Source organism: Rhodococcus sp. Leaf247 (assembly GCF_001426185.1).
Taxonomy (GTDB): Bacteria; Actinomycetota; Actinomycetes; order Mycobacteriales; family Mycobacteriaceae; genus Rhodococcoides.
The window spans coordinates 404,784-429,749 of the sequence record NZ_LMRP01000003.1 but is presented as its reverse complement, the minus strand read 5'-3'; the positions used below and the strand labels follow the sequence as shown (position 1 = coordinate 429,749).

At 68.6% G+C, this 24,966-nt stretch carries 22 protein-coding genes and 1 tRNA gene; 15 read left to right on the top strand and 8 right to left on the bottom strand.

What is annotated here, in order from left to right:
- The first annotated feature begins 43 nt into the window (after nucleotides 1-43).
- The 9 genes from ASG64_RS17315 to ASG64_RS17275 all read left to right on the top strand — a co-directional run bounded on the left by ASG64_RS17315 (nucleotide 44) and on the right by ASG64_RS17275 (nucleotide 12,741).
- Entirely contained in the window at nucleotides 44-955 is a 912-nt protein-coding gene (locus ASG64_RS17315; RefSeq protein WP_056074819.1) for a PAC2 family protein, read from the top strand.
- A 16-nt stretch (nucleotides 956-971) separates the two neighbouring features.
- Nucleotides 972-2,105 (top strand): MFS transporter, encoded by a 1,134-nt coding sequence (locus ASG64_RS17310; RefSeq protein ID WP_056074818.1) that lies wholly within the window; start codon nucleotides 972-974, stop codon nucleotides 2,103-2,105.
- A 90-nt stretch (nucleotides 2,106-2,195) separates the two neighbouring features.
- Nucleotides 2,196-2,543, top strand: a complete 348-nt coding sequence (locus ASG64_RS17305; RefSeq protein ID WP_042572487.1) for a hypothetical protein — start codon at nucleotides 2,196-2,198, stop codon at nucleotides 2,541-2,543.
- Nucleotides 2,543-5,062, top strand: coding sequence for a nitrite reductase large subunit NirB (nirB, locus tag ASG64_RS17300; RefSeq protein WP_056074816.1), 2,520 nt, complete (start codon nucleotides 2,543-2,545; stop codon nucleotides 5,060-5,062). Before ASG64_RS17305 ends, nirB begins: the two co-directional genes overlap by 1 nt.
- The gene (locus tag ASG64_RS17295; RefSeq protein ID WP_042572489.1) at nucleotides 5,059-5,376 is read left to right on the top strand and encodes a Rieske (2Fe-2S) protein; all 318 of its coding nucleotides are present in this window, start codon (nucleotides 5,059-5,061) and stop codon (nucleotides 5,374-5,376) included. Before nirB ends, ASG64_RS17295 begins: the two co-directional genes overlap by 4 nt.
- A gap of 17 nt (nucleotides 5,377-5,393) precedes the next feature.
- A complete protein-coding gene (locus ASG64_RS17290; RefSeq protein ID WP_235579641.1) occupies nucleotides 5,394-6,884 on the top strand; it encodes a TIGR02677 family protein in 1,491 nt (496 codons plus the stop codon).
- On the top strand, nucleotides 6,881-8,212 hold the full coding sequence (locus ASG64_RS17285) for a DUF2398 family protein (RefSeq protein ID WP_056074814.1): 1,332 nt from the start codon (nucleotides 6,881-6,883) through the stop codon (nucleotides 8,210-8,212). Before ASG64_RS17290 ends, ASG64_RS17285 begins: the two co-directional genes overlap by 4 nt.
- The gene (locus ASG64_RS17280) at nucleotides 8,209-12,351 is read left to right on the top strand and encodes a TIGR02680 family protein (RefSeq protein ID WP_056074813.1); all 4,143 of its coding nucleotides are present in this window, start codon (nucleotides 8,209-8,211) and stop codon (nucleotides 12,349-12,351) included. Before ASG64_RS17285 ends, ASG64_RS17280 begins: the two co-directional genes overlap by 4 nt.
- Nucleotides 12,352-12,741, top strand: a complete 390-nt coding sequence (locus ASG64_RS17275) for a hypothetical protein (protein ID WP_156388451.1) — start codon at nucleotides 12,352-12,354, stop codon at nucleotides 12,739-12,741.
- A 168-nt stretch (nucleotides 12,742-12,909) separates the two neighbouring features.
- On the opposite strand, the gene mshC is transcribed toward ASG64_RS17275, so the two are convergent.
- The 5 genes from mshC to ASG64_RS17250 form a co-directional block, all read right to left on the bottom strand.
- Nucleotides 12,910-14,148, bottom strand: coding sequence for a cysteine--1-D-myo-inosityl 2-amino-2-deoxy-alpha-D-glucopyranoside ligase (mshC, locus tag ASG64_RS17270; protein WP_056074809.1), 1,239 nt, complete (start codon nucleotides 14,146-14,148; stop codon nucleotides 12,910-12,912).
- 46 nt (nucleotides 14,149-14,194) lie between these two features.
- Nucleotides 14,195-15,031: an SCO1664 family protein gene (locus ASG64_RS17265; RefSeq protein ID WP_268793344.1), complete on the bottom strand. Its 837-nt coding sequence runs from the start codon at nucleotides 15,029-15,031 to the stop codon at nucleotides 14,195-14,197.
- Nucleotides 15,028-15,624: a DUF3090 domain-containing protein gene (locus ASG64_RS17260; RefSeq protein ID WP_056074808.1), complete on the bottom strand. Its 597-nt coding sequence runs from the start codon at nucleotides 15,622-15,624 to the stop codon at nucleotides 15,028-15,030. The genes ASG64_RS17265 and ASG64_RS17260 overlap by 4 nt, the downstream gene beginning before the upstream one ends.
- 67 nt (nucleotides 15,625-15,691) lie before the next feature.
- On the bottom strand, nucleotides 15,692-16,408 hold the full coding sequence (locus ASG64_RS17255) for a histidine phosphatase family protein (RefSeq protein WP_042572495.1): 717 nt from the start codon (nucleotides 16,406-16,408) through the stop codon (nucleotides 15,692-15,694).
- A gap of 15 nt (nucleotides 16,409-16,423) precedes the next feature.
- Complete coding sequence (locus ASG64_RS17250) at nucleotides 16,424-17,269, bottom strand: undecaprenyl-diphosphate phosphatase (RefSeq protein ID WP_200933495.1); 846 nt, start codon at nucleotides 17,267-17,269, stop codon at nucleotides 16,424-16,426.
- Between the two features lie 164 nt (nucleotides 17,270-17,433).
- Between ASG64_RS17250 and ASG64_RS17245 the strand changes: the two genes are divergently transcribed.
- Nucleotides 17,434-18,363, top strand: a complete 930-nt coding sequence (locus tag ASG64_RS17245; RefSeq protein ID WP_056074806.1) for an aldo/keto reductase — start codon at nucleotides 17,434-17,436, stop codon at nucleotides 18,361-18,363.
- Here ASG64_RS17245 and ASG64_RS17240 read toward each other — a convergent pair whose 3' ends face one another.
- The gene (locus ASG64_RS17240; protein WP_042572519.1) at nucleotides 18,364-18,705 is read right to left on the bottom strand and encodes a hypothetical protein; all 342 of its coding nucleotides are present in this window, start codon (nucleotides 18,703-18,705) and stop codon (nucleotides 18,364-18,366) included.
- A gap of 220 nt (nucleotides 18,706-18,925) precedes the next feature.
- Between ASG64_RS17240 and ASG64_RS17235 the strand changes: the two genes are divergently transcribed.
- From ASG64_RS17235 to ASG64_RS17225, 3 genes are read left to right on the top strand one after another with little or no spacing between them, the layout of a single operon-like run.
- Nucleotides 18,926-19,891: a YncE family protein gene (locus ASG64_RS17235; protein ID WP_056074804.1), complete on the top strand. Its 966-nt coding sequence runs from the start codon at nucleotides 18,926-18,928 to the stop codon at nucleotides 19,889-19,891.
- A 20-nt stretch (nucleotides 19,892-19,911) separates the two neighbouring features.
- The gene (locus ASG64_RS17230; protein WP_156148720.1) at nucleotides 19,912-20,151 is read left to right on the top strand and encodes a DUF5703 family protein; all 240 of its coding nucleotides are present in this window, start codon (nucleotides 19,912-19,914) and stop codon (nucleotides 20,149-20,151) included.
- Between the two features lie 26 nt (nucleotides 20,152-20,177).
- A complete protein-coding gene (locus tag ASG64_RS17225) occupies nucleotides 20,178-21,260 on the top strand; it encodes a quinone-dependent dihydroorotate dehydrogenase (protein WP_268793339.1) in 1,083 nt (360 codons plus the stop codon).
- 4 nt (nucleotides 21,261-21,264) lie between these two features.
- Here ASG64_RS17225 and ASG64_RS17220 read toward each other — a convergent pair whose 3' ends face one another.
- Together ASG64_RS17220 and ASG64_RS17215 are read right to left on the bottom strand one after the other, a co-directional pair.
- Nucleotides 21,265-21,792: a YbhB/YbcL family Raf kinase inhibitor-like protein gene (locus tag ASG64_RS17220; RefSeq protein ID WP_056074802.1), complete on the bottom strand. Its 528-nt coding sequence runs from the start codon at nucleotides 21,790-21,792 to the stop codon at nucleotides 21,265-21,267.
- 38 nt (nucleotides 21,793-21,830) lie between these two features.
- Nucleotides 21,831-23,144, bottom strand: coding sequence for a M20/M25/M40 family metallo-hydrolase (locus ASG64_RS17215; RefSeq protein WP_056075157.1), 1,314 nt, complete (start codon nucleotides 23,142-23,144; stop codon nucleotides 21,831-21,833).
- A 195-nt stretch (nucleotides 23,145-23,339) separates the two neighbouring features.
- Between ASG64_RS17215 and ASG64_RS17210 the strand changes: the two genes are divergently transcribed.
- Together ASG64_RS17210 and ASG64_RS17205 are read left to right on the top strand one after the other, a co-directional pair.
- Nucleotides 23,340-23,425: transfer RNA gene (locus tag ASG64_RS17210), tRNA-Leu, on the top strand.
- Nucleotides 23,426-23,503: 78 nt separating this feature from the next.
- Nucleotides 23,504-24,961 (top strand): SDR family NAD(P)-dependent oxidoreductase, encoded by a 1,458-nt coding sequence (locus ASG64_RS17205; protein ID WP_056074800.1) that lies wholly within the window; start codon nucleotides 23,504-23,506, stop codon nucleotides 24,959-24,961.
- Nucleotides 24,962-24,966 lie beyond the last annotated feature (5 nt).

The following is a 24,966-nucleotide window of genomic DNA, read 5'->3' as shown; positions in this document are numbered from 1 at the left end:
TGGGTGGGTGAGTGCGCCAGAAACGCCCCAGGGCGATTCCCCCGTGGTTCGAGACCCCAGTGAGATCCAGGAAACGGTCGATTCCGAGCTGGGCGAGATCCTCCCTACCCTGCGCGCCCCGATTCTCGTCGCCGCCTTCGAAGGGTGGAACGACGCGGGTGACGCCGCGAGCGGTGCCGTCGAGCATCTCGAGCTCATCTGGGACGCGACACCTCTGGCGGAGCTGGACTCCGAGGACTACTACGACTACCAGGTGAACCGGCCCACCGTGCGCCAGGTCGACGGTGTCACCCGCGAGATCGAGTGGCCGTCGACGCGGTTGTCGGTGTGCTCGCCTCCCGGCAGCGACCGCGACGTGGTTCTCCTGCGCGGTATCGAGCCCAACATGCGCTGGCGGAGCTTCTGCGACGACCTGCTCGAGTTCATCGACCAGCTCGGCGTCGAAACGGTCGTCATTCTCGGCGCGCTGCTCGCCGACACACCGCACACCAGGCCCGTTCCGGTGACCGGCACCGCGTACAGCACCGAGTCGGCGGAGCAGTTCAACCTCGAGCAGACCCGGTACGAGGGCCCGACCGGCATCACCGGAGTGCTTCAGGACGAATGCGTCAAGGCAGGCATCCCGGCCGTGTCCCTGTGGGCAGCGGTTCCGCACTACGTCTCGCAGCCGCCCAACCCGAAGGCCACCGTCGCCCTGCTGCAGCGCGTCGAGGACGTCCTCGACATCGAGGTGCCTCTCGGCGAACTTCCTTCGTTGGCCGAGGACTGGGAGGAGTCGGTCACCGAGATGACCAAGGACGACGACGAGATCGCCGAGTACGTCCGCACTCTCGAAGAGCGCGGCGACGCCGAGGTCGACATGTCCGAGGCCGTCTCCAAGGTGGACGGTGACGCGCTGGCCGCCGAGTTCGAGCGCTACCTACGCCGACGGGGTCCCGGAAGCTTCGGGTTGTGACGCGCGCTCGTCACCGGTGAGCTCGCGACTCGCACGGCTCCGCATCGGCGCTCTGTACGCCGGCGGCTTCCTCGGCCCGTTCGGCGGCGGAGTGGTGTCGTCGATGCTGCCCGAGATGGGGGCAGACCTGGGTGTGTCCACCGGGTCGGCGGCATCCACCCTCAGTGCGTACCTGTTCCCGTTCGCGCTGGCCATGCTCGTGTCGGGCACCCTCGGCGCGCGGTGGGGCCGCGTGCGCACCGTGCGCCTCGCCTACCTTCTCTACGTCGTCTCCTCGCTCCTGTGCGCGGTCGCGCCCACGCTCGACCTGCTGCTGGGTGCGCGCGCTCTCCAGGGCATCGGCAATTCCTTCACGACGCCGTTGCTTCTCGCGTCACTGGCTGCCGTGACTCCGCGCGAGCGCCTGGGACGGGTTCTCGGCACGTTCGGCGCCCTGCAGGCAGCAGGTCAGACCAGCGCTCCGCTGGTCGGTGGCCTCGCCGCGGAGTTCGACTGGCGGTATGCGTTCGTCGTGCTGGCCGTCGTCGCTGCGATCCTCGGATTCGTCGGACTTCCCCCGGCGACATCGCCGTCCACCCCCGGCGGTCGTCCCGAACGCCTCCGCGACGCCCTCACCGTCCCGGTCCTGCGCGTGGCGGTGGTCGCGCTCCTCGGCTGGGGCGCCCTGGGAGGCCTCAACTTCCTCGTCGCCTTCCGCGCCGAGGACACGTTCGGCCTGTCCTCCACCCAGCGCGGACTGCTGCTGACCGTGTTCGGCGTCGCCGGAATCCTGGTGGCACGACGCGTCGGTGGACTGATCGACCGCATCGGTCCACGTCGAGCGATCGTGGGCGCCGCTCCTGTCGGCGCGGTCCTCGTCACCCTCGCCGGCACCATGCCCAGCCTGGTGGTTGTCGGCCTCGTCTGGGCAGCAGCGGGTGTCGCGAGCCAGTTCATCCTGGTCGGCGTCAACGCCGCAGTCCTCGGCTCGTCGGGGGCGAACCGCGGCGGCGCCGTCTCGGTCGTCCAGTCGTTCCGGTTCTCGGGGGCGGCCTTCGCTCCGCTCGCGCTGACCCCGCTGTACGGGGTGCACCCGACGCTGGCGTTCGTCATCCCCGCCGTCCTGTTGGCAGTCGTCGCGCCGCTGGTGATGACCGGGCCGAAGACCTGACAGAGCGCCGGTCGCGCTCGAGAGTGAATGATGACGCCGCCGTAACACGAGCGCAGCAGTGCCGTCACCGCGTGCACGGACAGTCGTCCCATGGCCAGCACTCCGAAGTTCATCCAAGGCGTCTTCCCCTTCGTCGGGCACGGCCTGGGTAAGTCCGAGCTTCTCGACGCCGCCACGGCATACACCGTTCCGTCGGGCCTGACCGCCCAGCCGCTCTACTTCCGCGGCGGTAACTCCTCCGACGAACTGGTCGTCGTCACGCTCACGCGCGACGGAGAGTCGATGCGCGTGTTCCCGATGGGCGCGAAGGCGAGCGTCAACGTTCCGCTGCGCGTCGTCGAGGACGTCGATCCGGACTCGGTTCTCGAACTCACCGTCGCCGCACCCGACGGCTGCAGCGGCGAGGTCGTCGTCGACTTCGGGATGATGATCTTCTGATGTCGCCTGCAGCAGGACGGCACCGACTGCTCGTCGTCGGCAACGGAATGGCGGGGGCTCGCACCGTCGAGGAGATCCTCGGCCGCGACCCCGACAAGTTCGACGTCACGATGATCGGCGACGAGCCGTACGGCAACTACAACCGGATCATGCTCTCGCACGTGCTCTCGGGTGAGTCGTCCATCGACGACGACGATCTGATGCTCAACCCCATGGCCTGGTACCGGGAGAACGGCGTCACCCTCCACGTCGGTGACCGGGCGGTCGCGCTGGACCGATTCGCCAAGAACGTGACATGCGAGAGCGGGCGAGTCGTCCCGTACGACACCGTGATCATCGCGACCGGGAGCACGACGTTCTTTCCCAACATGGACGGACTTCGAGAGGCCGACGGCAGACTGGCGCGCGGCGTCTTCGGTTTCCGGACGATCGAGGACACCAACGGGATGCTGCAGATGGCGTCCTCCCGCGACGGCATCCGCGCCGTCGTCATCGGTGGCGGACTGCTGGGACTCGAAGCCGCCTACGGTTTGCGCACTCAAGGCATCGACGTCGACGTCGTGCACTCCCCCGGTCACCTGATGAACCAGCAGCTCGACGAACGTGGTGGACGCGTGCTGCGCAACAAGATCGAGGACCTCGGCGTCGGCGTCTACACGTCCAAGCGCACCACGGCGGTGCTGCGGGACGACAGCGGCGCAGTCACCGGGGTCGCGTTCAACGACGGTTCCACCCTGCCCGCGGACATGATCGTCGTGACTGCCGGCATCCGCCCCAACGTCGACCTCGCGCGGCGTGCCGGACTGGTGATCGAGCGCGGCATCGTCGTCGACGATCAGATGCGGTGCGAGGACGAAGGGGCGATCCACGCGGTCGGAGAATGCTGCCAGCACCGCGGTGAGGTGTACGGCCTCGTGGCTCCCTTGTGGGAGCAGGCGTCGGTCCTGGCCGACGTGCTGACCGGTGCGAATCCGGCTGCGGCATATCATGGTTCGCGGCTGACGACGAAGCTCAAGGTCGCGGGCGTCGACGTCGCCGCGATGGGCGTCAAGGGCCCCGAGCGGGACACCGACGAGTTCGTGCAGTTCTACGAACCCCGAAGCGGCACCTATAAGTCGGTGGTCGTGCGCGACAACAAGCTGATCGGCGCGATGCTGCTGGGTGACATCAGCAAGGTGAGTTTCCTGACCCAGGCGTTCGACGAGAAGGTGCCGCTTCCCGACGAGCGCATCAGCATGCTCTTCGACATGGGCACACCCAGCGCCGAGACCGGCGCGGCCGAGCTGTCCGACGACGTGCAGGTGTGCAACTGCAACGGGGTCACGAAGGGTGACATCGTCGCGTGCGTGCACGGCGGGGCCACCACTGTCTCCGAGGTCGTGGGAAAGACCCGTGCGGGCAAAGGATGCGGATCCTGCAAGGGCTTGGTCGCGGACATCGTCGCCTGCGCCGCCGGTGGGGCACTCACCGTCGATCCTGCGGCGGACTGGTACGTCCCCTGCATCCCGATGTCCAAGCCCGAGCTCATCGAGGCCGTCCGCTCGCAGAACCTCCGATCCGTCTCCGCAGTGTTCGATGCGCTGGCCGATGCCGAGGACGCGACAGCGAAGATGCCGCTGGCCTCGTTGCTGCGCGTGGTCTGGGGACCCGACTGGGTCGACGAGCGAGGCGCGCTGTTCATCAACGACCGCGTACACGCCAACATCCAGCGCGACGGCACCTTCTCCGTCGTTCCACAGATGAAGGGCGGCGTGACCACCCCGGACCAGCTGCGGAAGATCGCGGACGTCGCGGACAAGTACGGGGTCCCACTGGTCAAGGTCACCGGTGGTCAGCGCATCGACCTGCTCGGCATCAAGAAGGAAGACCTGCCGAACGTGTGGGGCGATCTCGACATGCCGTCCGGATACGCCTACGGCAAGAGCATGCGCACCGTGAAGACGTGTGTCGGTAGCGATTTCTGCCGCTTCGGGCTGGGCGATTCGACAGCACTCGGCATCGCCATCGAGGAACGGTTCCAGGGTCTCGAAACGCCCGCGAAGCTCAAGTTGGCCGTAGCCGGATGCCCCCGCAACTGCTCCGAGGCGCTCTGCAAGGACTTCGGTGTGGTGGCCGTCGGCGACGGCCGGTGGGAGATCTACGTCGGCGGCGCGGCCGGCGCACATATCCGCAAGGGCGACGTTCTCGCGACCGTCGACTCCCCCGAGGAAGTCCTCACCCTCGCGGGCCGGTTCATCCAGTACTACCGCGAGGAGGCCAAGTGGCTCGAGCGGACCTACGCCTTCGTGCCGCGGGTCGGCCTCGAAACGCTGCAGCGACTGCTCGTCGACGATGCCGAGGGCCTCTGTGCAGGACTCGACGAGCGCATCCAGATCTCCATCGACGGCTACACCGATCCGTGGAAGGAACGTGCGGCGCCGCGGTCACCCGCCCAGTTCGCACCCTCCCTCCCCCTGCTCCCGCTGCCTCAGGTGCCGGTTCGACCCCGACCGGCCTCCGGCCTTCCCGCAATCCGATGACGACAGCACAGGCGACCGTCGTGGGGACCGTCGACGATCTCACCCCCGGCGAAGGCCGTACGTACGTCGTCGACGGGCGACAGATCGCCGTCTTCCTCCTGACCGACGGGACGGTGCGCGCGATGGACGCGGTGTGCCCACATCGCGGCGGGCCGCTGGCGGACGGGCAGATCGACGGAGCAGTCGTCGTGTGTCCCCTGCACCAGTACCAGTTCTCCCTGGACACCGGCCGGTGCACCACCGAGGGCATCGGAACGGTCGCGACCTACAGCGCCGACGTCGTCGACGGGCAGGTGGCTGTCCGACTGTCCTGACCGCCTACCCTGTTGCAGTGACCGAATCCGCCGACTCCTACGTGGTGGACGACAGGCTCCGGCTCTTCTCGTTCGCCACAGCCGAGAAACGTGCCGACTACCTGCGGGTTCTTCGAGCGTTCGACCATGCCCGCGCCGGATACGTCGTGCTCCTGCACGCCGGTGAGGTGTCCGACATCCTGGCCCGCACCGAGGGCGCCGACGTTCTCACCGGTGTGGAGATCAGCCCGCTGCTCGAACAGCTGCACACCTGGGGAGTGCTCGAACGGAGCTACGACGGCACGCGCGCGGCGACCCTCGCCGAGTACCGCAACCGGCATTACGTCTACCAGTTCGGACAGGTCGGATATCAGGCATACCGCGCAGTCGAGGACGTGCTCGCGGCTCGTCCCGAGGACGCCTCGTTGTCGCGGCTGGTCCTGCCGGAGTTGCTCGGAGACCTCGCCGAGCTGGCCGCGGCGAACAGCGCCGGCGATGCCGATCTGGTCTACCGCAAGCTGAACCGGTTGGACACGGCGCTGGGCGACATGGCCACTCGCGCCGCGCACTTCTACCTCTCACTCGGTGACCTGGTGCGGACGACGGATGTCACCCCGGAATCGTTCCTCGCGCACAAGGACGCTCTGCTCTCGCATATGCGCGAGTTCAGCCTCGACCTGGCTCGTTTCGGACCCAAGCTCACGGCGGCGATCGAGAAGGTGGACGCCACCGGGCTCGAGGCCCTGCTCGATCGCGCCGCTGCGAGCGACGAGAGAGTGTTCCTGACCCCCGACGAGCGGCGCGCCGACTGGGCGGGGCGGTGGACGGGACTCGTTCACTGGTTCAGCTCGACAGACGGTGATCCGACCGAGTCGGATCGACTCCGCGAGGGCACGATGAGTGCCATCGCGGCGGTGCTGTCGTTGCTGCGCCGCGTCACCGAGACCCGCAAGGGCGGGGTCAGTCGCGAGTCCCAGCTGCGACATCTGGCCGGGTGGTTCGCGTCCGCACCCACCGAGGACGCCGCCCACGCCCTGTTCGGCGCCGTGTTCGGGTTGGGGAGACCACGCCACCTCTCGATGGTCCACCCCGACGACGACATCGTTCCCGTGTCCCGGTCGTGGTGGGACGCACCGCCGGTGGAGATCTCGCGCACGCTGGCGGAGACCGGTCGACCGCCCGCAGCCGGTGCACCGGCGCGAGTGCAGCGCAACGATTCCGGTGTACGACGCCTTCGCGAACAGCAGTTGAGCGTGCAGAGGCAGCGAGCCGACGCCGCCCGGTCCCTGGCCGATCACGGTGTGTACGACCGCGACCTGACCGGTGAGGAAACGGACGTGCTGCTCGGCCTGCTCAATGCTGCACTGACTGCCCGTGTTCCCGTGTCCGGTCGCGTCGGCTCCTCCACCGGCTCCGAGGGCGGCGTGACCCTGACTCTGGCTCCGCACGAGCGGTCCACCGTCGTCCGCACGGAACGTGGACTGCTGCACCTCGATCGACTGTCCCTGACCATCGGTACGCGGCGATGAGGGCGCGGACGATCCCGAGCCTCGCGCTCGACTCGTACCAGCGTGCTGCGCGAACAGTGTTGTCCCACCACCTGATCACCCGCACGTATCCCGACCGCATCGCCTTACCCCTGGTCCGCCGCTGGGCGACGGAGTTGCGGGAGGACATGCTGGAGATGTTCGGGTACCGGCTCGAGGTCACCGAGACCACGGCTCGGCTGTACCCGGTGCTGGACCGCCTGGACCCGACCCAACCTGCTCGCACCGCGTCCGACCGGGTCTTCGACCGCCGCCGGTACTCGTTCCTCGCGTTGTCCCTCGCTGCCCTGGGCCGCGCCGGTGACCAGATCACGTTGTCGGAGTTGGCAGATCACGTTGCCGCCGAAGCCGGCCGCGTCGTCGGCGTGGACCTGGACACCGAGCGTGCCGCCGATCGCGACGCCTTCGTCGATGCCGTCGGTTGGCTGTCCGCCCGCGGCGCCATCACCCTGGCCGACGGAGACGCCGGTGGCTGGGCGAGCAATCCCGACGCCGGCGAAGCCCTGTACGACATCGATCGATCCGTCGTCGTCGCGTTGTTCCGACCACCGCGCGCCGTCCAGCATCTGCGCAGCGCCGCAGGGCTTCTGGCCGACCCGACGGACGACTCTCGACGGGCCAGGCGGGCGTTGGTCGAACGGCCCGTGGTCTACCTGACCGACGCTGTACTCGACCCCACATCGATCGACGACGTGCGCCTGCTGACCGGGCTCGCGGCGGAACGTCGCGCCGAAGGAGTGGCCCTGATCGACACGTCGGGCCGACTGTCGGACACCAGGTTCCCGTCCACGGGCACCGTCGCACAGGTCGCTCTGCTCCTGGCCGGCGAGATCGCCGACCGCGTGCTCGACCCCGACGTCGAGGACGGACGCACTGTCGAGGCGCCTGCCGACCGCACCGCGGAGTTGATCGACGCCCTCGACTCCGCCATCCCCGACGGCAGCGTCTTCGATTCTCTCGCAGACGATCTCGCCGACGACGAGTCCGAGCACGACGCGGACGACATCGAGCCCGGCCGGCATTCGTTCCTCGCCGACGAGTGGATCGACGACACGGTCGGAGCGCTCGTCGACGCGTACGGCCGTACCTTCGCCGCCCAGTGGCAGTCCGACCGTCTCGGAGTTCGCCGAGCGGCAGTCCGACTCCTCACCGACCTGTCGCTCGTCGCGCCGGTCCGCGGTGGAATCGTCGCCCTCCCTGCCCTCGCTCGCTACCGGGGCGTCGTCGTCACGGTCCGCGAGCACGCCACGATCCAACTTTTCCCACCGTCCGGCATCGGGCAGTCCGAGTTCCAGGAGTTCACCCCGTGACGTCGAGTACCAGGTTCAAGCCCACGCGCGCCGGAATCGTCAACCTGTGGGACTACCGCGATCAGGAGTTCTCGTTCGCCGACGGTCGCCTCGTGCTCCGCGGACCCAACGGATCGGGCAAGACCAAGGCGCTCGAGGTGCTCTTCCCCTTCGTCCTCGACGGCCGTATCGAACCCCGTCGACTCAACCCGTTCGCCGGCGAGGAGCGGACGATGAAGTCCAACCTCCTGTACCGGGGCCAGGATTCGGCGCACTCGTACGTGTGGATGGAGTTCGCCCGAGGTGACCGTGACGATCCTGAAGCGGTCACTGTCGGTATCGGCATGCGCGCCACCAAGTCCGCGGACAAGGTCACGCGCTGGTATTTCGTCGCGGAGGGGCGCGTCGGGGTCGACTTCTCCCTGTTCGGCGCCGACGACCGCCCGCTGACCAAGAAGCAGCTCGCAGAACTCATCGGCACCGACGCCATCGTCGACCGCCCGGTGGACTACCGGGCCGCGATCGACGCCCGCATGTTCGGACTGGGCGCGGAACGCTACGACCAGTTGATCACCCTCATCCTGACCTTGCGCCGCCCGCAGCTGGCCAAGAATCTGGACCCGAAGGGATTGTCGCGCGCGCTGTCGGACGGCCTCCGCCCCCTCGACGAACACCTCGTCCTGGAGGCGGCACGGTCGTTCAGCGACATGGAGGAGGTCGGCCGCGCCCTCGAGGGCCTGGTGCAGGCGGATCTCGCGTCGAAGCGTTTCGTCGGCGTCTACTCCACCTACCTCGGCGTCCAGGCCAAAACCGACGTCGACCAGGTCACGCGTCGGCTCGAGGCTGTCGACCACGCCACCGTCGCGCTGTTCGCCGCGAAGGAGTTACGGGAGCGGCGTCGAATCGAGCGGGTGGAGGCGGAGACGAGGTTCGAGGCAGCCGAGCGCGCACTCGATCTCGCGGTCGCCGATCAGCAGACCCTGCAACGGTCGACGGCGTACGAGGGCAAGCAACAACTCGACGATCTGGCCGACGCGGTGCGCAAGCTCGAGGTGTCCACCGGGCAACAACGGGACAAGGCGAGCAAGGCACTCGAGTCGGTCGATGTCCGGCGTCGTGAATCCGAGGCTGCGGCAGCGTCGTTGCGTGAGGCCACCGCCGCCATCTCCCGCGCCGAGGACGAACTTCTGGCAGCCGCCGAAGACGCCGGCATCGCCTGGACGCCGCTCCCCCGCGACGCCCGAACGGATCAGATCACCGCGGCCGTGCGCGGTCATGCGGAGGAACGGGACGGCGACGTCCGCGCCGTGCGTGCAGCGCTGGCGGTCGTCGACCGCGCCACTACCGAACGCACGCGAACCGAACGCGCAGCGTCGCGTGCCCACGAGTCGCACGATGCGTCGTCGGCGGCGGTTCACGAGGCGGAGGCAGCCGTCGAGATCGCCCGATCGACGTACGCGGAATCGTTGCGCGCGTGGTGGTCACAGCATTCGGCACGACTCGGCGTCCCCGGACTGATCGAGTCGGTGACCGACGCGGTCGCGACCGTCGGGCAGGACGACGCTCCGTCACCGGCCGAGGTGCTGAGCGACGGTGTGCGCGATCTTCTCGACACCGTGCGTGATCGACGATCAGCAGCCCTGCAGACGCGTGACGACGCCGCGAGCACCATCGCCGACCTGACGGCCGAACGAGCGTCGATCGCAGCCGAACACGACGATGCTCCGGCGCCGCCGGCGACTCGGACCGGTGACAGGTCCGGGCTCTCGGGCGCCCCGTTCTGGACGCTCGTGCGGTTCGCCGACAGCGTCCCGGCCGACGAGGCAGCGGGCGTCGAGGCGGCGCTCGAAGCCTCCGGGATGCTCGATGCGTGGGTCGCCGAGACCGTTCCGGCGGGCTCGGAGTCCGAACAGTTCCTCGTTCCGGCCGATGCCGTCGACGGACCGTCGCTGGCGGACGTCCTGCTCGTCGAAACCGACATCTCTGTACCGCATGATCTGGTGCAGCGCATCCTCACGTCCGTATCGCTGTCTGCGGACGGCGACCGGGTCCGCGTCGGACGCGACGGAACCTTCCGACACGGCGTCGTCCTCGGTCGCCACCACAAACCGACCGCCGAATACATCGGTGCAACGGCTCGCGCCGCACGTCGCGCGGCGCGCATCGCCGAGATCGATGCGGCTCTCGAGGCGGCCGAATCGCGCCGTGACGACGCCGAACGCATCGCCGAGGACGCCCGCGCGCATCTCGACGGAATCCGCGCTGCGGTCGGCGCAGTGCCCCGTGCATCGACCGTCACCTCGGCGTTGCGCACCGTCGCGTCCGCTGCGGGCGCACTGCGCTCGACCGCGGACGCCGCGACCGCAGCCGACCGGGAACTCGATCGTGCCGTGGCCGACCTGACCGCTGCCGAGCGTCGCCTTCGCAGTGACGCCGTGGCCCGTCGTGCGCCGTACACTCCTCGCGACCTCGATGCACTCGCCGCTGCGATCCGGCATTTCGAGAACACCGGGTCGTCGATACTGCGCTACCGGGGCGACTCCGATCGGTCCGCCGAGCGCGACCGTGAGGCGTCCGGTCGCCTCGACGAGGCGCAGATTCTCGCGGAGGAATACGCCGAGGAAGCGGCGATAGCCGAGACGGAGTACGAGCAGCAGTTCACCAAGCTGGAGACCTTGCGGGATGCGCTGGGTGCCGGAGCCGAGAAGATCGACGCCGAACTCGACGCGGTACGCCGACGGATCGAGGCCTGCAAGGCGGAGCAGCGGGCCGCGACCAAGGCGGACCGTGAATCGGGAGAAGCGATCGGCAAGGCAGAGGGAGCCCACGAGACCGCCGTCGCCGGGTTGACGACGGCGCTCACCGAAGCCCTGACCGATGCGGGCCGGCTGGCACCGTACGCACACCGTGATCTGCTGACCGTCCTCGGCGCGGCCCGCGACTGCACATGGCCTGCGAGTGATGCGGCATGGTCCACCGTCGAGCAACTCCTGTACCGCATCGACTCGGCCGCAGGCCCCGACGATGCTCCGGACGTGCTGCCGGTCGAAGTCCGCCGTCTGCACCTCGAGCTGAGCACCGCAACCGAGCGGGTGAAGGCCGGCGACGCGTCGCGGCGGTCCACACGCAGCGCACTCACGGCCGCGCTCCAGGAATTCGACGCCCAGCTCGCGGCATCCGGTCAGGACTTCCGCCTCAGCTGGGACGCAGCGGACGGCGTCACGGTCGTGCGAGTACAGGACGAGCAGGGACATGCGACCATCGCCGACTTCGCCGATCGCATCGATGCGGCGCGACGAGACCAGGAAACCCTGCTCACCGACGCCGAGCGCCGCATCCTCGAAGATGCCCTGCTCACCGGTCTCGCTCAGCAGATCCACGAGCGCACCGTCGATGCCCGCGAACTGATCGCGCGCATGGGGTCGGAGATGAAGCAGCGGCGGATGTCCTCGGGCAACACCATCGGTGTGCACTGGGTCCTGGCCGACACTCTCGACGACAGCACCCGCGCGGTGTCGAAGTTGCTCGAGCGCGACGCGTCGGCTCTGGGACCGGACGAACTCGCCGAGATGCGCATGCACTTCGCCGCGCAGATCCGGACCGCCCGTGCACAGCACTCTGAGCGTTCGTACCCCGAGATTCTCTCGACCGCACTGGATTACCGGCAGTGGCGTGTCTTCGCGTTCACCCTCATCGGCTCGGACGGCGCCGAGGACCGACTGACCGTGGCACGCCACAGCGCACTGTCGGGCGGCGAACAGTCCGTCTCGCTGCACCTTCCGCTGTTCGCGGCAGCGCACGTGATGCTGTCGTCGGCCGATCCGCACTCCCCCCGGCTGCTCGCTCTCGACGAGGCCTTCGCCGGCGTCGACGACAACGGCCGCAGCGAACTTCTCGGTCTCAGCGTGCAATTCGACCTCGACCTCTTCATGACCGGCTACGACCTGTGGATCACCTACGGCGACGTTCCCGGCTGCGCGCACTACGACCTGGCGCACTCCACCGCCGAGAACACCGTCAGCGCAGCCCTTCTCGTCTGGGAGAACGGGGAGCTGCTCGCCGAGCACGACGGCAGCGACCTGGCCGCGGCACTCGGGTCGCCGCTCACCCGACGCGTGACGGCGCCGGCGGTGGGTGGACTGGACTTCGCGGAGGTGTAGGTGGCGTCAGCGGTCAGCACCACGGCGCAGTCGATCAGGGTCTGCTCCCGGGTGGTGACCGGTAGCCCCAGCACCTCGTCGCAGGCACCCTGCGTGCGTCCGCGGAGAGTCAGCCACCCCGGCGGCCGCAGTCTCGCGGAGGCGTCGACAAGGGCCTCGACGGTCGTCGGCTCGTCGATCCACCCGTACAACCTGGCGGCAGTCCTGTGGCTGAGGAGGGCGTCGGGACGCCACAGAGTCACGGCCATGCAGCGGTCGAACCAGGTGGGCTCCTCCTGGCAGAAGACCCCGGGCAGGATGCGGTGGAAGCGTCGGCGAATCGTCGTGGCCGACATACCGGCAGCCAGCAAATCCGAGAGCGAGGAGACCCGTGGCGTCAGCATGTCCTGAACGCTGGCTCGTCGGCGCTCGGCGGCGAAGACCGCGACCTGCGGCGATCGTCGACCCGGGGATCAACGATCTATCTGTGGATGCGGTGTTTCTGCTCCCCTCGCGCCCGGAACCGGCGGGATCCCGCTCGGACGCGCGCCGAGAGGAGCAGAAACACCACCCTGCGAGCTAGAGCGTCACACCCAGCAACGCATCCACTGCCAACGCCACCAACCCCGGCGCTCCGGAGTCGGATCCGCCGAGCGACAGGGCGTCGCGAGCCCACGCATCGAGGGCGTCGAGGGCCTTGGCGGAGTCCAGATCGTCGGCGAGGTGCTGACGTACGCGGGCGATGGTGTCGTCCGCGGACGGGCCCGACTCGAGCGCGACGGCCTTGCGCCACAGGGCGAGTCGATCCTGCGCGTCGGAGAGGATCTGATCGGTCCACGTGCGGTCCTGCCGGTAGTGACCGGCGAGGAGGCCCAGGCGGATGGCACCGGGATCGACACCGGCGGCCGTCAGCTTGGACACCAGGACGAGGTTGCCGAGCGACTTCGACATCTTCTCGCCGTCGAGACCGATCATGCCCGTGTGGACGTAGTGACGCGCGAATCGTTCTGCACCGGTGAGGGATTCGGCGTGCGCAGCCGAGAACTCGTGGTGCGGGAAGATGAGGTCGCTGCCGCCACCCTGCACGTCGAAGCCGGAGCCGATGCGGTTCAAGGCGATAGCGGCGCATTCGATGTGCCAGCCGGGGCGACCGGGGCCGAACGGCGACGGCCACGACGGCTCGCCGGGACGCTCGGCCTTCCAGATCAGCGCATCCAGAGGGTCGCGCTTGCCGGGGCGGTCGGGATCTCCGCCGCGTTCGGCGAAGAACGTGTCCATGGTGGCGCGGTCGTAGCCGGACTCGTACCCGAACTGCTCGGTGGCGTCGGCGCGGAAGTACACGTCGGGGTACTCGGCATCGTCCACGACGTAGGCGGCGCCGGAGGCCACCAGCTTCTCCACGAGCTCGACCACCTCGGTCACCGATTCGACGGCGCCGATGTAGTCGCGGGGCGGAATGACGCGCAGAGCGGTCATGTCGGACCGGAACAGATCCGTCTCACGCTGCCCCAGCGACACCCAGTCCTCGCCGTCACGTGCCGCACGCTCGAAGAGCGGATCGTCGACGTCGGTGACGTTCTGGACGTAGTGCACGTCGTGTCCGGCATCGCGCCACACACGGTTGATCAGATCGAACGTCAGGTAGGTGGCCGCGTGACCGAGGTGCGTGGCGTCGTACGGCGTGATGCCGCAGACGTACATGGTGGCCGTCGAGCCGGGCGACACCGGCCGGACGGCACGATCGGCCGTATCGAACAGGCGGAGCGGCGGGCCCTCGCCCGGCACGCTGGGAACGTCCACTTCGGGCCACGACTGCATGCCGCCAGACTATCCGGTGGCGCTCACCGGTTCCGCGCGTGCCCGGTCAGAACGCAGGCCACGGAATGGGGCGACTGGACGACGGCGCCGGCATGACGGGATCGGCGAGGATCCCGGCCACGCGAGCGGCGAGTGCCGCGATCTCTACATCGGTGATGTGGGGCGCCAGACGATCACCGAGATCGCCGCGCAGCTCGCGGGACAGCTCGACCAGATCGGCGACGAGGGCTGCGTCGATGGGCCGACCTGCCCACCCCCACAGGACGGTCCTCAACTTGTTCTGGCTGTGCATCGCGATGCCGTGATCGACGCCGTAGACGCTCCCGTCCGGGGACTCGAGAACGTGGCCGCCCTTGCGGTCGGCGTTGTTGATGACGACGTCGAGCACGGCCATCCGGTTCAGCCGCGGATCGTCCGCGTGGACAAGCGCGACCTCGTCGCCGTTGTCGTCGTACGCACGGAGCACCGGAATGTAGCTCGACGGGACGAGGTCCGGGCGGCACAGGTCGACGAGGTCGATGCCCTCACCCTTCTCGGGGAGCCGCTCGACGGTGTCGATCCAGCGTTGCACCATGCCCGGCCCGATGGGGCCGTCGCGCAGTACCGTCGTCGGCACCACGTCCCAGCCGAGGGCGTCGGAGATCATGTACGACGACACCTCCCGCCCGGCAAGGGTGCCGTCCGGGAAGTCCCACAACGGTTGCTCGCCGCGAACCGGTTTGTAGACACACCGGAGAGGCACGTCGGATTCGGCTCGCGGAATCTCGCACACCAGCGTGGCGTTGCTCGCCTGCACCACTCGGCCGACGATGGTCATCTCCCCGTCCGCGAGGAGAGCGGCGTCGTCGGCGGTCCACGTGGTGGCGCCGTCGCCGGACGTCAGGACTCGTCCCCGAACTCGGTGGTATCGGTGCCGAGCGTGATTCCCCGGCGGTACCCGTTGGTGCGGATACACATATGGCCCCCGGGTGCGAGCGGTTCACCGCACAGTGGACACGGCGGTCGGCCTGCCGCGATCACACGTTCGCTGCGGGCCGCGAACTCGCGGGCCTGCTCCGGGCTGAGGAAGACGCGGACGGCGTCCGGCCCCTCGTCGGTGTCGTCGAGAACGACCGATTCGTCGAGCTCGGTCTCCGTGACGGCCAGCAGTTCGACGACGACGGCACCCGCGTCGGCATCCCAGCCGAGCCCCATGGTGCCGACGCGGAACTCCGCGTCGACGGGCATGACGAGAGGGTCGATGTCCGTCGGGTCCGCTTCCTCGGGCGGAACGTCGGTGCCGAAGCGCCGCGCCACCTCGTCGAGAAGCAACCCGACACGATCGGCCAGGACCTGGACCTGCTGCTTCTCCAGGGCTACGGACACCACTCGGGCATCGTGGACGGCCTGGAGGAAGAAGGAACGGTCGCCGGGCTCACCCACTGTTCCGGCGACGAACCGGTCGGGGGTGCGAAAGACGTGAATCGCGCGTGGCATGCATGCACCTCCTGAGATCGCGCCGCACGAACTACAGCGGCTGTTGAATCCATTATCCGCGTGCTGTCTACCTACCGGTGGAACCACCGGGCACGGCGTCCGATTCCGAGGCCTCGGTTTTGTCCGCGTCGGTCTTGTCGTCGTCGGACGGCGGCTTCGGCACGAATTGCGACAGATCCCCGCCCAGGTCGCCGACCCGGTGCACGAACGGCCTTGTCTCGGTGTACCGAACGATACTGATCGACGCGGGATCGACCACGATGCGTTGGAACTGGTCGAGGTGCGAGCCGAGCGCATCGGCGAGGATCGACTTGATGACGTCGCCGTGCGAGCACGCCACCCAGACGACGTCCGCTCCGTTCTCGGCGGCGAGTCGCGCGTCGTGGTCACGGATCGCGCGGACGGCACGGGTCTGGACGTCGGCCAGCCCTTCGCCCGACGGGAACACCGCGGCCGACGGGTGCTGCTGGACGACCTTCCACAGCGGCTCACCGAGCAGGTCCTTGATGGGCTTGCCGGTCCAGTCGCCGTAGTCGACCTCGAGCAGGCGGTCCTCGACCACGGGCTCGAGGCCGAGGGCTGCGGCCAGCGGTGCCACCGTCTGCTCGCACCGCAGCAGCGGCGATCGCACGATCGCGCCGATGGTCAGGCCCTCCAACCGCGTGACGACGCGGTCGGCTTGCTGCCGACCGAGATCGTCCAGCTCGACGCCCTCCGATCGGCCGGCGAGGGTGCCGGCCGTGTTGGACGTGGAACGTCCGTGGCGCAGGAGGATGACGGTCATGAGTCCAGCCTAGTGTCAGTTGGCTGCGACGACGCCCGTCGCCAGGAGGCCGAGAACCGCTGCGCCGACCGCGATGCGGTATCCGACGAACCAGTAGAGCGAATGGTTCTCGACGAACCGCAGCAGCCACGCGATGGAGGCGTAGCCCAACGCGAAGGCCACCAGAGTGGCGACGATCAACTGGGCTCCCGATGCCTGCAGTCCTTCTCCGGCCGGTTCGAACGCGTCGGGAAGCGAGAAGAGGCCGGAGGCCGTCACGGCGGGAATGGCCAGCAGGAAGGAGAAGCGGACGGCCGCGGCGCGGGTGAGCCCCATGAACAGTCCTGCGCTGGTGGTGGCGCCCGACCGAGAGACACCGGGGATCAGGGCGAGGCATTGCGCGGCGCCCATGACCAGGCCGTCACGAGTGGTGAGCTTCTCGATCGGTCGGGTCTGGCGACCGACCTTCTCGGCGATCGCGATGACCACGGCGAACACGATGAGCAGCGTCGCCGTGATCCACAGATTGCGGGCGCCGGTGCGGATGGCGTCCTTGAACAGGAACCCGAGGACACCGATCGGGATGGTCGCGAAGATCACGTACCACCCCATCCGGTAGTCGAGGGTGTCCCGCTGCGACTTGTCCGCGATACCGCGGAACCACGCCGCGATGATCCGACCGATGTCGCGCGCGAAGTAGAGGAGCACGGCGGCTTCGGTGCCCAGCTGCGTCACGGCCGTGAACGACGCGCCGGCGTCGTCACCGAAGAACACCTCGGACACGATGCGCAGATGCGCGGACGACGACACGGGAAGGAATTCGGTCAGTCCCTGCACGGCACCCAGGACCAGTGCCTGGACCCAGGACATGGACTCGGCGATCATCGTGCACCGGCCCGGAGCGAGGAGTCGAGCCGGGCGATGCCATGTCGCACATGGTTTCCTGTCGCAGTCACGAGGGACGACCGTACTAGGGTCGTGCCTCGACCATCGTGTCGGCAGGACATGACACGACCGAAAAACGGCGAAACGGATGCGTTGCCCTCATGAAGCACAGAACGGTCGGGACCAGTGGGTTGCGCGTGTCACGGCTCGGGCTCGGGACCGGCGAGTGGGGTCGCGGCGTGGACGGTGACGACGCGGCCGCTCAGCTGACGGCGTTCGCCGAGGCGGGCGGAAGTCTCGTCGACACGTCGGCGGCCTACGGCGACGGCCGCGCCCTGCGCGTTCTCTCCGAACTGCTCGACGACGTCGTTCCCCGCGAGAACCTCGTCCTCAGTGTCGACGCGGGGGTGTCCCGTCCGGACGAGACCGGGCGCTGGACCGTCGACTGCTCCCGCCGAGCTCTCCTGCGCGAACTGGATCACACGCTGCGTGACCTCGGGACGGACCACCTCGACCTGTGGAGTGTCGGCGCGTGGGATCCGCAGACGCCGCTCGAGGAGGTCACGGCCACCGTGGACTACGCGGTGACCTCGGGTCGGGTGCGATACGCGGGTGTGCGGGGCTTCACCGCGTGGCAGGTGGCGACAGCTGCAGCGCAGACGCCGATCGTCGCCGCGCAGGCGGAGTACTCGCTGATGGCCCGCGGCATCGAGGACGACCTGCTTCCGGCTGCCGAACACCACGGTGTCGGTGTGATCGCGGTGGCGGCGCTGGCGGGCGGAGTGCTCACCGGCAAGTACCGGGACGGCGTTCCGGCCGATTCGCGAGGTGCCGACGATCAGCGGGTGCGCTCGTTGATGCCCTTCCTGGGTGACGACGCCGCGAAGGTCGTCGAGGCCGTCATCACTGCCGCCGACGGGCTCGGGACGTCCCCGCTGGCCGTCGCGGTGGCCTGGGCGCGTGACCGTCCCGGCATCTCCTCGACCGTCGTCGGAACGCGCAACATCGGTCAGCTCACGGGCGTGCTCGCGGCCGAGGACGTCGAACTGCCGACGGCGATCACCTCGGCGCTCGACGACGTCAGCTCCTGATCAGGACCCGCCGAGCCGTCCCCACAGCGACCGGATCAGTGTCGTGTCCGGGGAATGGGTCGGATCGACAGGTCGGGCCGTCGGCGCCAGATCGCGCACGGCCGCGACGATGGACCGTTCGTCGCAGAGATCGACGTCGGTGACGTCCGTCTCGGCGACCGCCTCGAGGTCGGTCGAACTGGGTACGGCGTCGACCATGTCGGCCCGGTACACCTCCAGGTGGAGCGTCTTGCCGCGCACGCGGAACGCGAAGTTCCGGCCGTCCGCCGTGGTTCCGAAACCGTGGGCATGGGCACCCGGGGACACGTCGTCCACGGTGAAGTCCCCCTGTGAGTCGTTCATCACGATCGATGCTCCTGACACCTGCGTCATGGTCCTCTCGGACGGTACTGAACTGTGATCGCGGTATCCCCCGCCATCCCCCGTGATTCCCCCACCCCGGTCGGGTGATCGGATAGGAACCGGCGCAGCCGACCCCCGCGCCGACGATCGGAGAACTATGCCCCTCGCGCGCCCCCGTCGCGTCAGCCGTACCCGTTTCCTCGCCGTCACCCTTGCGGTAGTGACGACGGTCACAGTCGGGTGTTCGTCGAACGACGATCCGGAACAACTGAACACGCGTGAGCCCGAGACCGCTGCCGTGTCTCCGGACGCGGTGGTGACCCCGGCCGGCGTGGTCGCCGATCCCCGATTCGGCCCTGCGGGCACGGTCGATGCTCTCACCGTCGAGCCGTCCACGCGCACCGTCGCCGTCCTCACCGACGACGGCACGACGCTGACACTGGCCGATGCGGCCGGCGACGGCTCGCCCCGCGTCGTGCGCCTGTCCGCGGCGGGCACATCGGTCTCGCCCGGTCGGGACGGCGAGGTCCTCGTCACCACACCGGACGGGATCGTCCGGGTGAACGTCGAGTCCGGCGAGAGCACGGACGTTCCGGTCGACGGCGGGGCGGCGTCGGCCGTCGTGTGGGACGACGGTTATGCCGTCGGAACACCCACGGGCACCGTGGTCATCCTCTCCGCCGACGGATCGGTGGACTCGACCGTCCCCGGTCAGGCATCGGTGGACGCCCTGGTGCGCGCCGGGGACGAACTGGTGTCGCTGGACACCCGCCAGACGTCGGTGACGGCCGTCGACGTCGACGCGGAGCGACTCGGCGAGGCACTGCGAGCCGGTGACGGTGCGACCAGGATGACGGGCTGCGCGAACGGCGCGATCGTCGTCGCCGACACCACCGACGACGAACTGCTGATCTTCACCGGGGACGACCTGATCATGCGCCAGCGCTTCCCCGTGCCGGGATCGCCGTTCGCGGTCGCGTGCAGCGACGACGGCACCGTCTGGATCACCGCGACGGCGCTGAACGAGGTGATCGGCTTCGACATCTCGTCAGGAATGCCCGTCGAGTCGGCACGGTTCCCTACGGTGCGCCAGCCCGATTCGCTCGCCGTCGATTCGCAGAGCGGCAATCTTTTCGTAGGCTCGAACACTGGTGCCGGAGTCCAGGTGATTCCGACTCGTACGTAACCCTGATGAGAGTGGGACAGGTGAACCGACACAACCGGGCGCTGCCCGTGGGCTGGGAGACCCAGTCCGACGACTGGGAGTACGTCCCCATCAAACTTCCCCCCGACGTCACGCGCGTCACGGCGTCGATGCGATTGGCGATCTCGGCCGAATTCGGCGGCTGGGAACTTTCCCGCGTCCGTCTCTACACCGATGGAAGTCGACGAGTACTTCTCAAGCGACGCAAGACGACTCAGCACATCCCGGAACCGGGAATGTGACCTCGAGATGAAAAGGTGACCCGGTTGTGAGCCCCTACCGGCTGTTGTTGCGCACGATGTTCCTGCTGCCTCCCGAGCGCATCCACCATCTCGCCTTCGCGGCGATGGTGTGGGTGACGCGGTTCGCTCCCCTGCGCGCTCTGGTGGCACGAGTACTCGCGGTGCGCGATCCGGCCCTGGTGACGACCGCCTTCGGTGTCACCTTCCCGACGCCCGTCGGGCTGGCCGCCGGATTCGACAAGAACGGTCACGGTGTCGACGCGTGGGGTCCGCTCGGCTTCGGGTTCGCCGAGGTCGGCACCGTCACCGCGCAGGCCCAACCGGGCAACCCGCAGCCGCGACTGTTCCGCCTGCCGGACGATCGCGGTCTGCTCAACCGCATGGGGTTCAACAACCCGGGCGCACATGCCGTCGCGGACAGGCTCCGCCGCCGGCGGGGCGACATCCCGATCGGCGCCAACATCGGCAAGACGAAGATCGTGGCCGCGGCCGACGCCGCTGTCGACTACACCACCAGTGCACGATTGCTCGGACCGTTGTCCGACTTCGTCGTCGTGAACGTCAGCTCACCGAACACGCCCGGCCTCCGCGACCTCCAGGCGGTCGAGTCCCTGCGACCGCTCCTCGCCGCCGTGGCCAGTTCGGTGTCGGTCCCGGTTCTGGTCAAGATCGCACCCGACCTGTCGGACGAGGACGTCGACGCTGTCGCCGATCTCGCGCTCGAACTGGGATCGGCCGGCATCGTGGCGACCAACACGACCATCGGCCGCGAGGGGTTGTCGACACCCGGTGCGGCAGACCTGGGCCCCGGCGGGGTGTCCGGCCCGTATGTCGCGGACCGGTCGCTCGCGGTACTGCGTCGACTCCGCACACGAGTCGGCGACAACATGACGCTGATCTCCGTCGGCGGGATCGAGACCGCAGACGACGCCTGGGAACGCATCCTCGCCGGGGCCACCCTGGTGCAGGGGTACACCGGATTCGTCTACGGAGGGCCGTTCTGGGCCCGCCGAATCGCCGTGGGTCTCGCCCGGCGAGCACGGGCCGCCGGGTTCGCATCCGTTGCCGACGCTGTCGGCACGGGCGCGAACGACCGGCGGCCCGCGTGAGGACCTACTGCTCGTAGGTTCCGACGATCACGGCGCGCGCGATGGCGTGCGAGAAGAGGTTGAAGCCGAGGTAGGCCGGCGACGCCGTCTCGTCGATCTCGAGCTTCTCCACGTCGACCGCGTGCACGGCCACGAAGTAGCGGTGCGGCCCGTGGCCCTGCGGGGGTGCTGCACCGATGTAGCGAGCCTGACCGGCGTCGTTCTTCAAGGTGATCGCCAGGTTCGGCAGCCCCGTCGAATCGTCGTCCCCGGCACCGGCGACCAGGGTGGTCGTGGTCACCGGGATGTTCGCGACGGCCCAGTGCCAGAAGCCGGAGGCCGTCGGCGCGTCGGGATCGTAGACGGTGACGACGAAGCTCTTGGTCTCCTCCGGGAAGCCCGACCACGACAGATGCGGGGAGTTGTCGTGACCGCCGGCACCCATGATCCCGCTGGCCTGGTCGTCGTGCAGCGGCTGACCGTCGGTGAAACTGTCGGACGTCAGGTCGAACGAGGGCAGAGCGGGGAGATCGGCGTACGGATCGTGCGGCATGAAGGGTCCTTTTCGGGATCGGTGGAGCAGGCTGCTGGTCAGCTGTGCATCAGGAAGTGTTCGAAGACCTTCGTCCCGAAGATCAACGACTCGACGGGTACCCGTTCGTCGACGCCGTGGAACAGCGCCGCGAAGTCGAGTTCCGGGGGCAGTTTGAGGGGCGCGAATCCGAAGCACCGGATGCCCAGTTTCGCGAAGGCCTTCGCATCGGTTCCTCCCGAGAGCATGTACGGGACGGTGCGGCCGTTGTCGTCGAACGCCAGGATCGCGTCGTTCATCGCGTCGACCAGATGACCGTCGAACGTGGTCTCGTACGGCTCGAGGTCCGTGATCCAGGACCGTTCGACGTGGGGTCCGATGAGAGCGTCGACCTCGCGTTCGAACTCGGCCTTACGGCCCGGCAGGACCCGGCAGTCGATGGTGGCCGACGCGGTCTGCGGGATGACGTTGGCCTTGTATCCGGCCGAGAGCATGGTCGGGTTGGCGGTGTCGCGCAGCGTGGCACCGACGATGCGCGCGATGCTGCCGAGCTTGGCCAGGGTGCCGTCGATGTCCGGCGACGCGGGATCGAACTCGAGGCCGGTCTCCGAGCTGACCGCGGCGAGGAACTCGGTCACCGAGTCGGTCATGACGAGGGGGAACTGATGATTACCCAGTGCCGCAACGGCTTCCGCGAGGTACGTGACCGCGTTCTCCTCGTGCAGGAACGACCCGTGTCCGGCGCGGGCCTTCGCCGTGAGACGCATCCAGGCCAGGCCCTTCTCGGCGGTCTCGACGAGGTAGAGCCGTCGCTCGTCGCCCTCGGGTGTCGCGACGGTCAGGGAGAACCCGCCGACCTCGCCCACCGCTTCGGTGACTCCGTCGAACAGGTCCGGGCGGTTCTCGACGAGCCAGTGCGACCCGTACTTGCCGCCCGCTTCCTCGTCGGCGAGGAACGCGAAGACCAGGTCGCGCGGCGGAACGGTGCCGGTGGATTTGAACTGGCGAGCCAACGCCAGGGCCATGCCGACCATGTCCTTCATGTCGACGGCGCCGCGGCCCCACAGGTAGCCGTCCTCCACGGCACCCGAGAACGGGTGAACGCTCCAGTCGGCAGGTTCGGCGGGAACGACGTCGAGGTGGCCGTGCACCAGCAGAGCGCCGCGGGAGCTGTCCGCGCCCGACAGCCGTGCGAAGACGTTGCCGCGGCCGGGCGCCCCGGATTCGACGTACTCGGTCTCGTACCCGACGGCCTCGAGCTGCGAGGCCACCCATTCGGCGCACTCGCGCTCCCCCACCGTGGTCTCGAGCTCACCGGTGTTCGACGTGTCGAATCGGATGAGCGAGGCGACGAGGTCGACGACCTCCTCCACCGCCACGGTGGCGCCGTTCGGTGCAGCGTCGGGCAACTGTTCTCCGTGTGTAGGCACAGCTCGTTCCTACCATTCGAACGCGTCCGGCGCGCCTCCGACGTGCGGTTTTGGTCCACAGCCGCGCATCGGCTAGATTTAGCGACCGCACCGAGAACATGGGTGCGGCGCGGTCACGAGCATCATGTGACGCGTGATGTCCGAGTGGCGGAATGGCAGACGCGCTAGCTTGAGGTGCTAGTGTCCTATTAACGGACGTGGGGGTTCAAGTCCCCCCTCGGACACCGAAAACGACAGCCCCGATTCCTCCCGGAGTCGGGGCTTTGTCATGTGACGGTCCTTCTGCGAAGGGTGAGGAAGAGATGACGGGTATCGACCCCGACGAGTTGGCAGCCTGCATCCGCGTTCTCGACCGCGCCGCCGCTCTCGACGAGAACCACCCCGATTCCGTCGCGGTGCGGCGAGCCACCGCCGGCCTCTTCAAGGCCGTCAAGAAGCGTCGGCGGCTCGACTCGCGCGCGAGGGTGGCCGAGGCGGACCGCGCCGTCGTGGCCGCCACGGCTACCGGCTCCCCCGAACGGATCGACGACGAGACCGCGGGTCTGGCGTTGACATCGGCCACCACCAGCGACAGCGCGGGCACGTTGCAGCGCGCTCGACCCTGCTACATCTGCAAGCAGCGCTACACCGTCGTCGACGCGTTCTACCATCAGCTCTGCCCCGCGTGCGCAGCCCTGAACCACCGGAAGCGCGATGCGCGAACGGATCTCACCGGTCGTCGGGCGGTGCTCACCGGCGGTCGCGCCAAGATCGGCATGTACATCGCCCTGCGTCTGTTGCGCGACGGCGCCCACCTCACCATCACCACCCGCTTCCCCGCCGACGCTGTCCGCCGCTTCTCGTCCATGCACGACAGCCACGACTGGATGCATCGGCTGTCCGTGGTCGGTATCGATCTGCGCGACCCTGCCCAGGTGGTGGCCTTCGCCGATGCGGTGGCCGCCGAGGGCCCGCTGGACATCCTGATCAACAACGCCGCGCAGACGGTCAAGCGGTCCGCCGGTTCCTACACCGCCCTCGAGGACGGTGAGCACGGCGTCGATCTCGCCGCGCTCGGGGTGCGCACGTTCGGCGCCACGAGCGATGCCCACCCGGCCGCGCTGGTCGGGGCTTTCGGCGAGACCGACGGAGAGAGCGTCGCCCTCGACACCGCTGTCATGGCGAACATGGGGCCGTCGCAGGTGACCTCCATGGCGCTGGTCGCCGGTTCGTCCTCCCTGCAGCGCATGGCTGCCGGTACGGCGATCGACGCCGGCGGACTCGTTCCGGACGAGGCCCCCACCAACAGTTGGGTGCACACCGTCGATCAGGTCGACCCGGTGGAACTGCTCGAGGTGCAGCTGTGCAACTCCGTCGCGCCGTTCATCCTGGTCTCCCGACTGCGTTCCGCGCTGGCTGCGTCGTCGTACCGCAGGGCCTACATCGTCAACGTCTCGGCAATGGAAGGGCAGTTCGGGCGCGGCTACAAGGGTCCCGGCCACCCGCACACGAACATGGCCAAGGCGGCGCTCAACATGCTGACCCGCACCAGCGCGAACGAGATGATGGACGACGGCATCTCGATGAGCGCGGTGGACACGGGGTGGATCACCGACGAGCGTCCGCACCCCACCAAGATCCGTCTGGCCGACGAAGGGTTCCACGCTCCGCTCGATCTGGTGGACGGCGCCGCGCGTGTGTACGACCCGATCGTCCAGGGCGAGCTGGGTCTGGATCTGCACGGCAAGTTCCTGAAGGACTACGCAGCCTCACCCTGGTGATCCGT

What these genes read in the sequence shown, in the direction of transcription:
- ASG64_RS17240 (WP_042572519.1), bottom strand. Translation starts at nt 18,705, where the DNA reads ATGAACGACTCACAGGGGGACTTCACCGTGGACGACGTGTCCCCGGGT.
- ASG64_RS17295 (WP_042572489.1), top strand. Translation starts at nt 5,059, where the DNA reads ATGACGACAGCACAGGCGACCGTCGTGGGGACCGTCGACGATCTCACC.
- ASG64_RS17285 (WP_056074814.1), top strand. Translation starts at nt 6,881, where the DNA reads ATGAGGGCGCGGACGATCCCGAGCCTCGCGCTCGACTCGTACCAGCGT.
- ASG64_RS17245 (WP_056074806.1), top strand. Translation starts at nt 17,434, where the DNA reads ATGAAGCACAGAACGGTCGGGACCAGTGGGTTGCGCGTGTCACGGCTC.
- mshC (WP_056074809.1), bottom strand. Translation starts at nt 14,148, where the DNA reads ATGCAGTCGTGGCCCGAAGTGGACGTTCCCAGCGTGCCGGGCGAGGGC.
- ASG64_RS17220 (WP_056074802.1), bottom strand. Translation starts at nt 21,792, where the DNA reads ATGCCGCACGATCCGTACGCCGATCTCCCCGCTCTGCCCTCGTTCGAC.
- ASG64_RS17305 (WP_042572487.1), top strand. Translation starts at nt 2,196, where the DNA reads ATGGCCAGCACTCCGAAGTTCATCCAAGGCGTCTTCCCCTTCGTCGGG.
- ASG64_RS17255 (WP_042572495.1), bottom strand. Translation starts at nt 16,408, where the DNA reads ATGACCGTCATCCTCCTGCGCCACGGACGTTCCACGTCCAACACGGCC.
- ASG64_RS17260 (WP_056074808.1), bottom strand. Translation starts at nt 15,624, where the DNA reads ATGCCACGCGCGATTCACGTCTTTCGCACCCCCGACCGGTTCGTCGCC.
- ASG64_RS17205 (WP_056074800.1), top strand. Translation starts at nt 23,504, where the DNA reads ATGACGGGTATCGACCCCGACGAGTTGGCAGCCTGCATCCGCGTTCTC.
- nirB (WP_056074816.1), top strand. Translation starts at nt 2,543, where the DNA reads ATGTCGCCTGCAGCAGGACGGCACCGACTGCTCGTCGTCGGCAACGGA.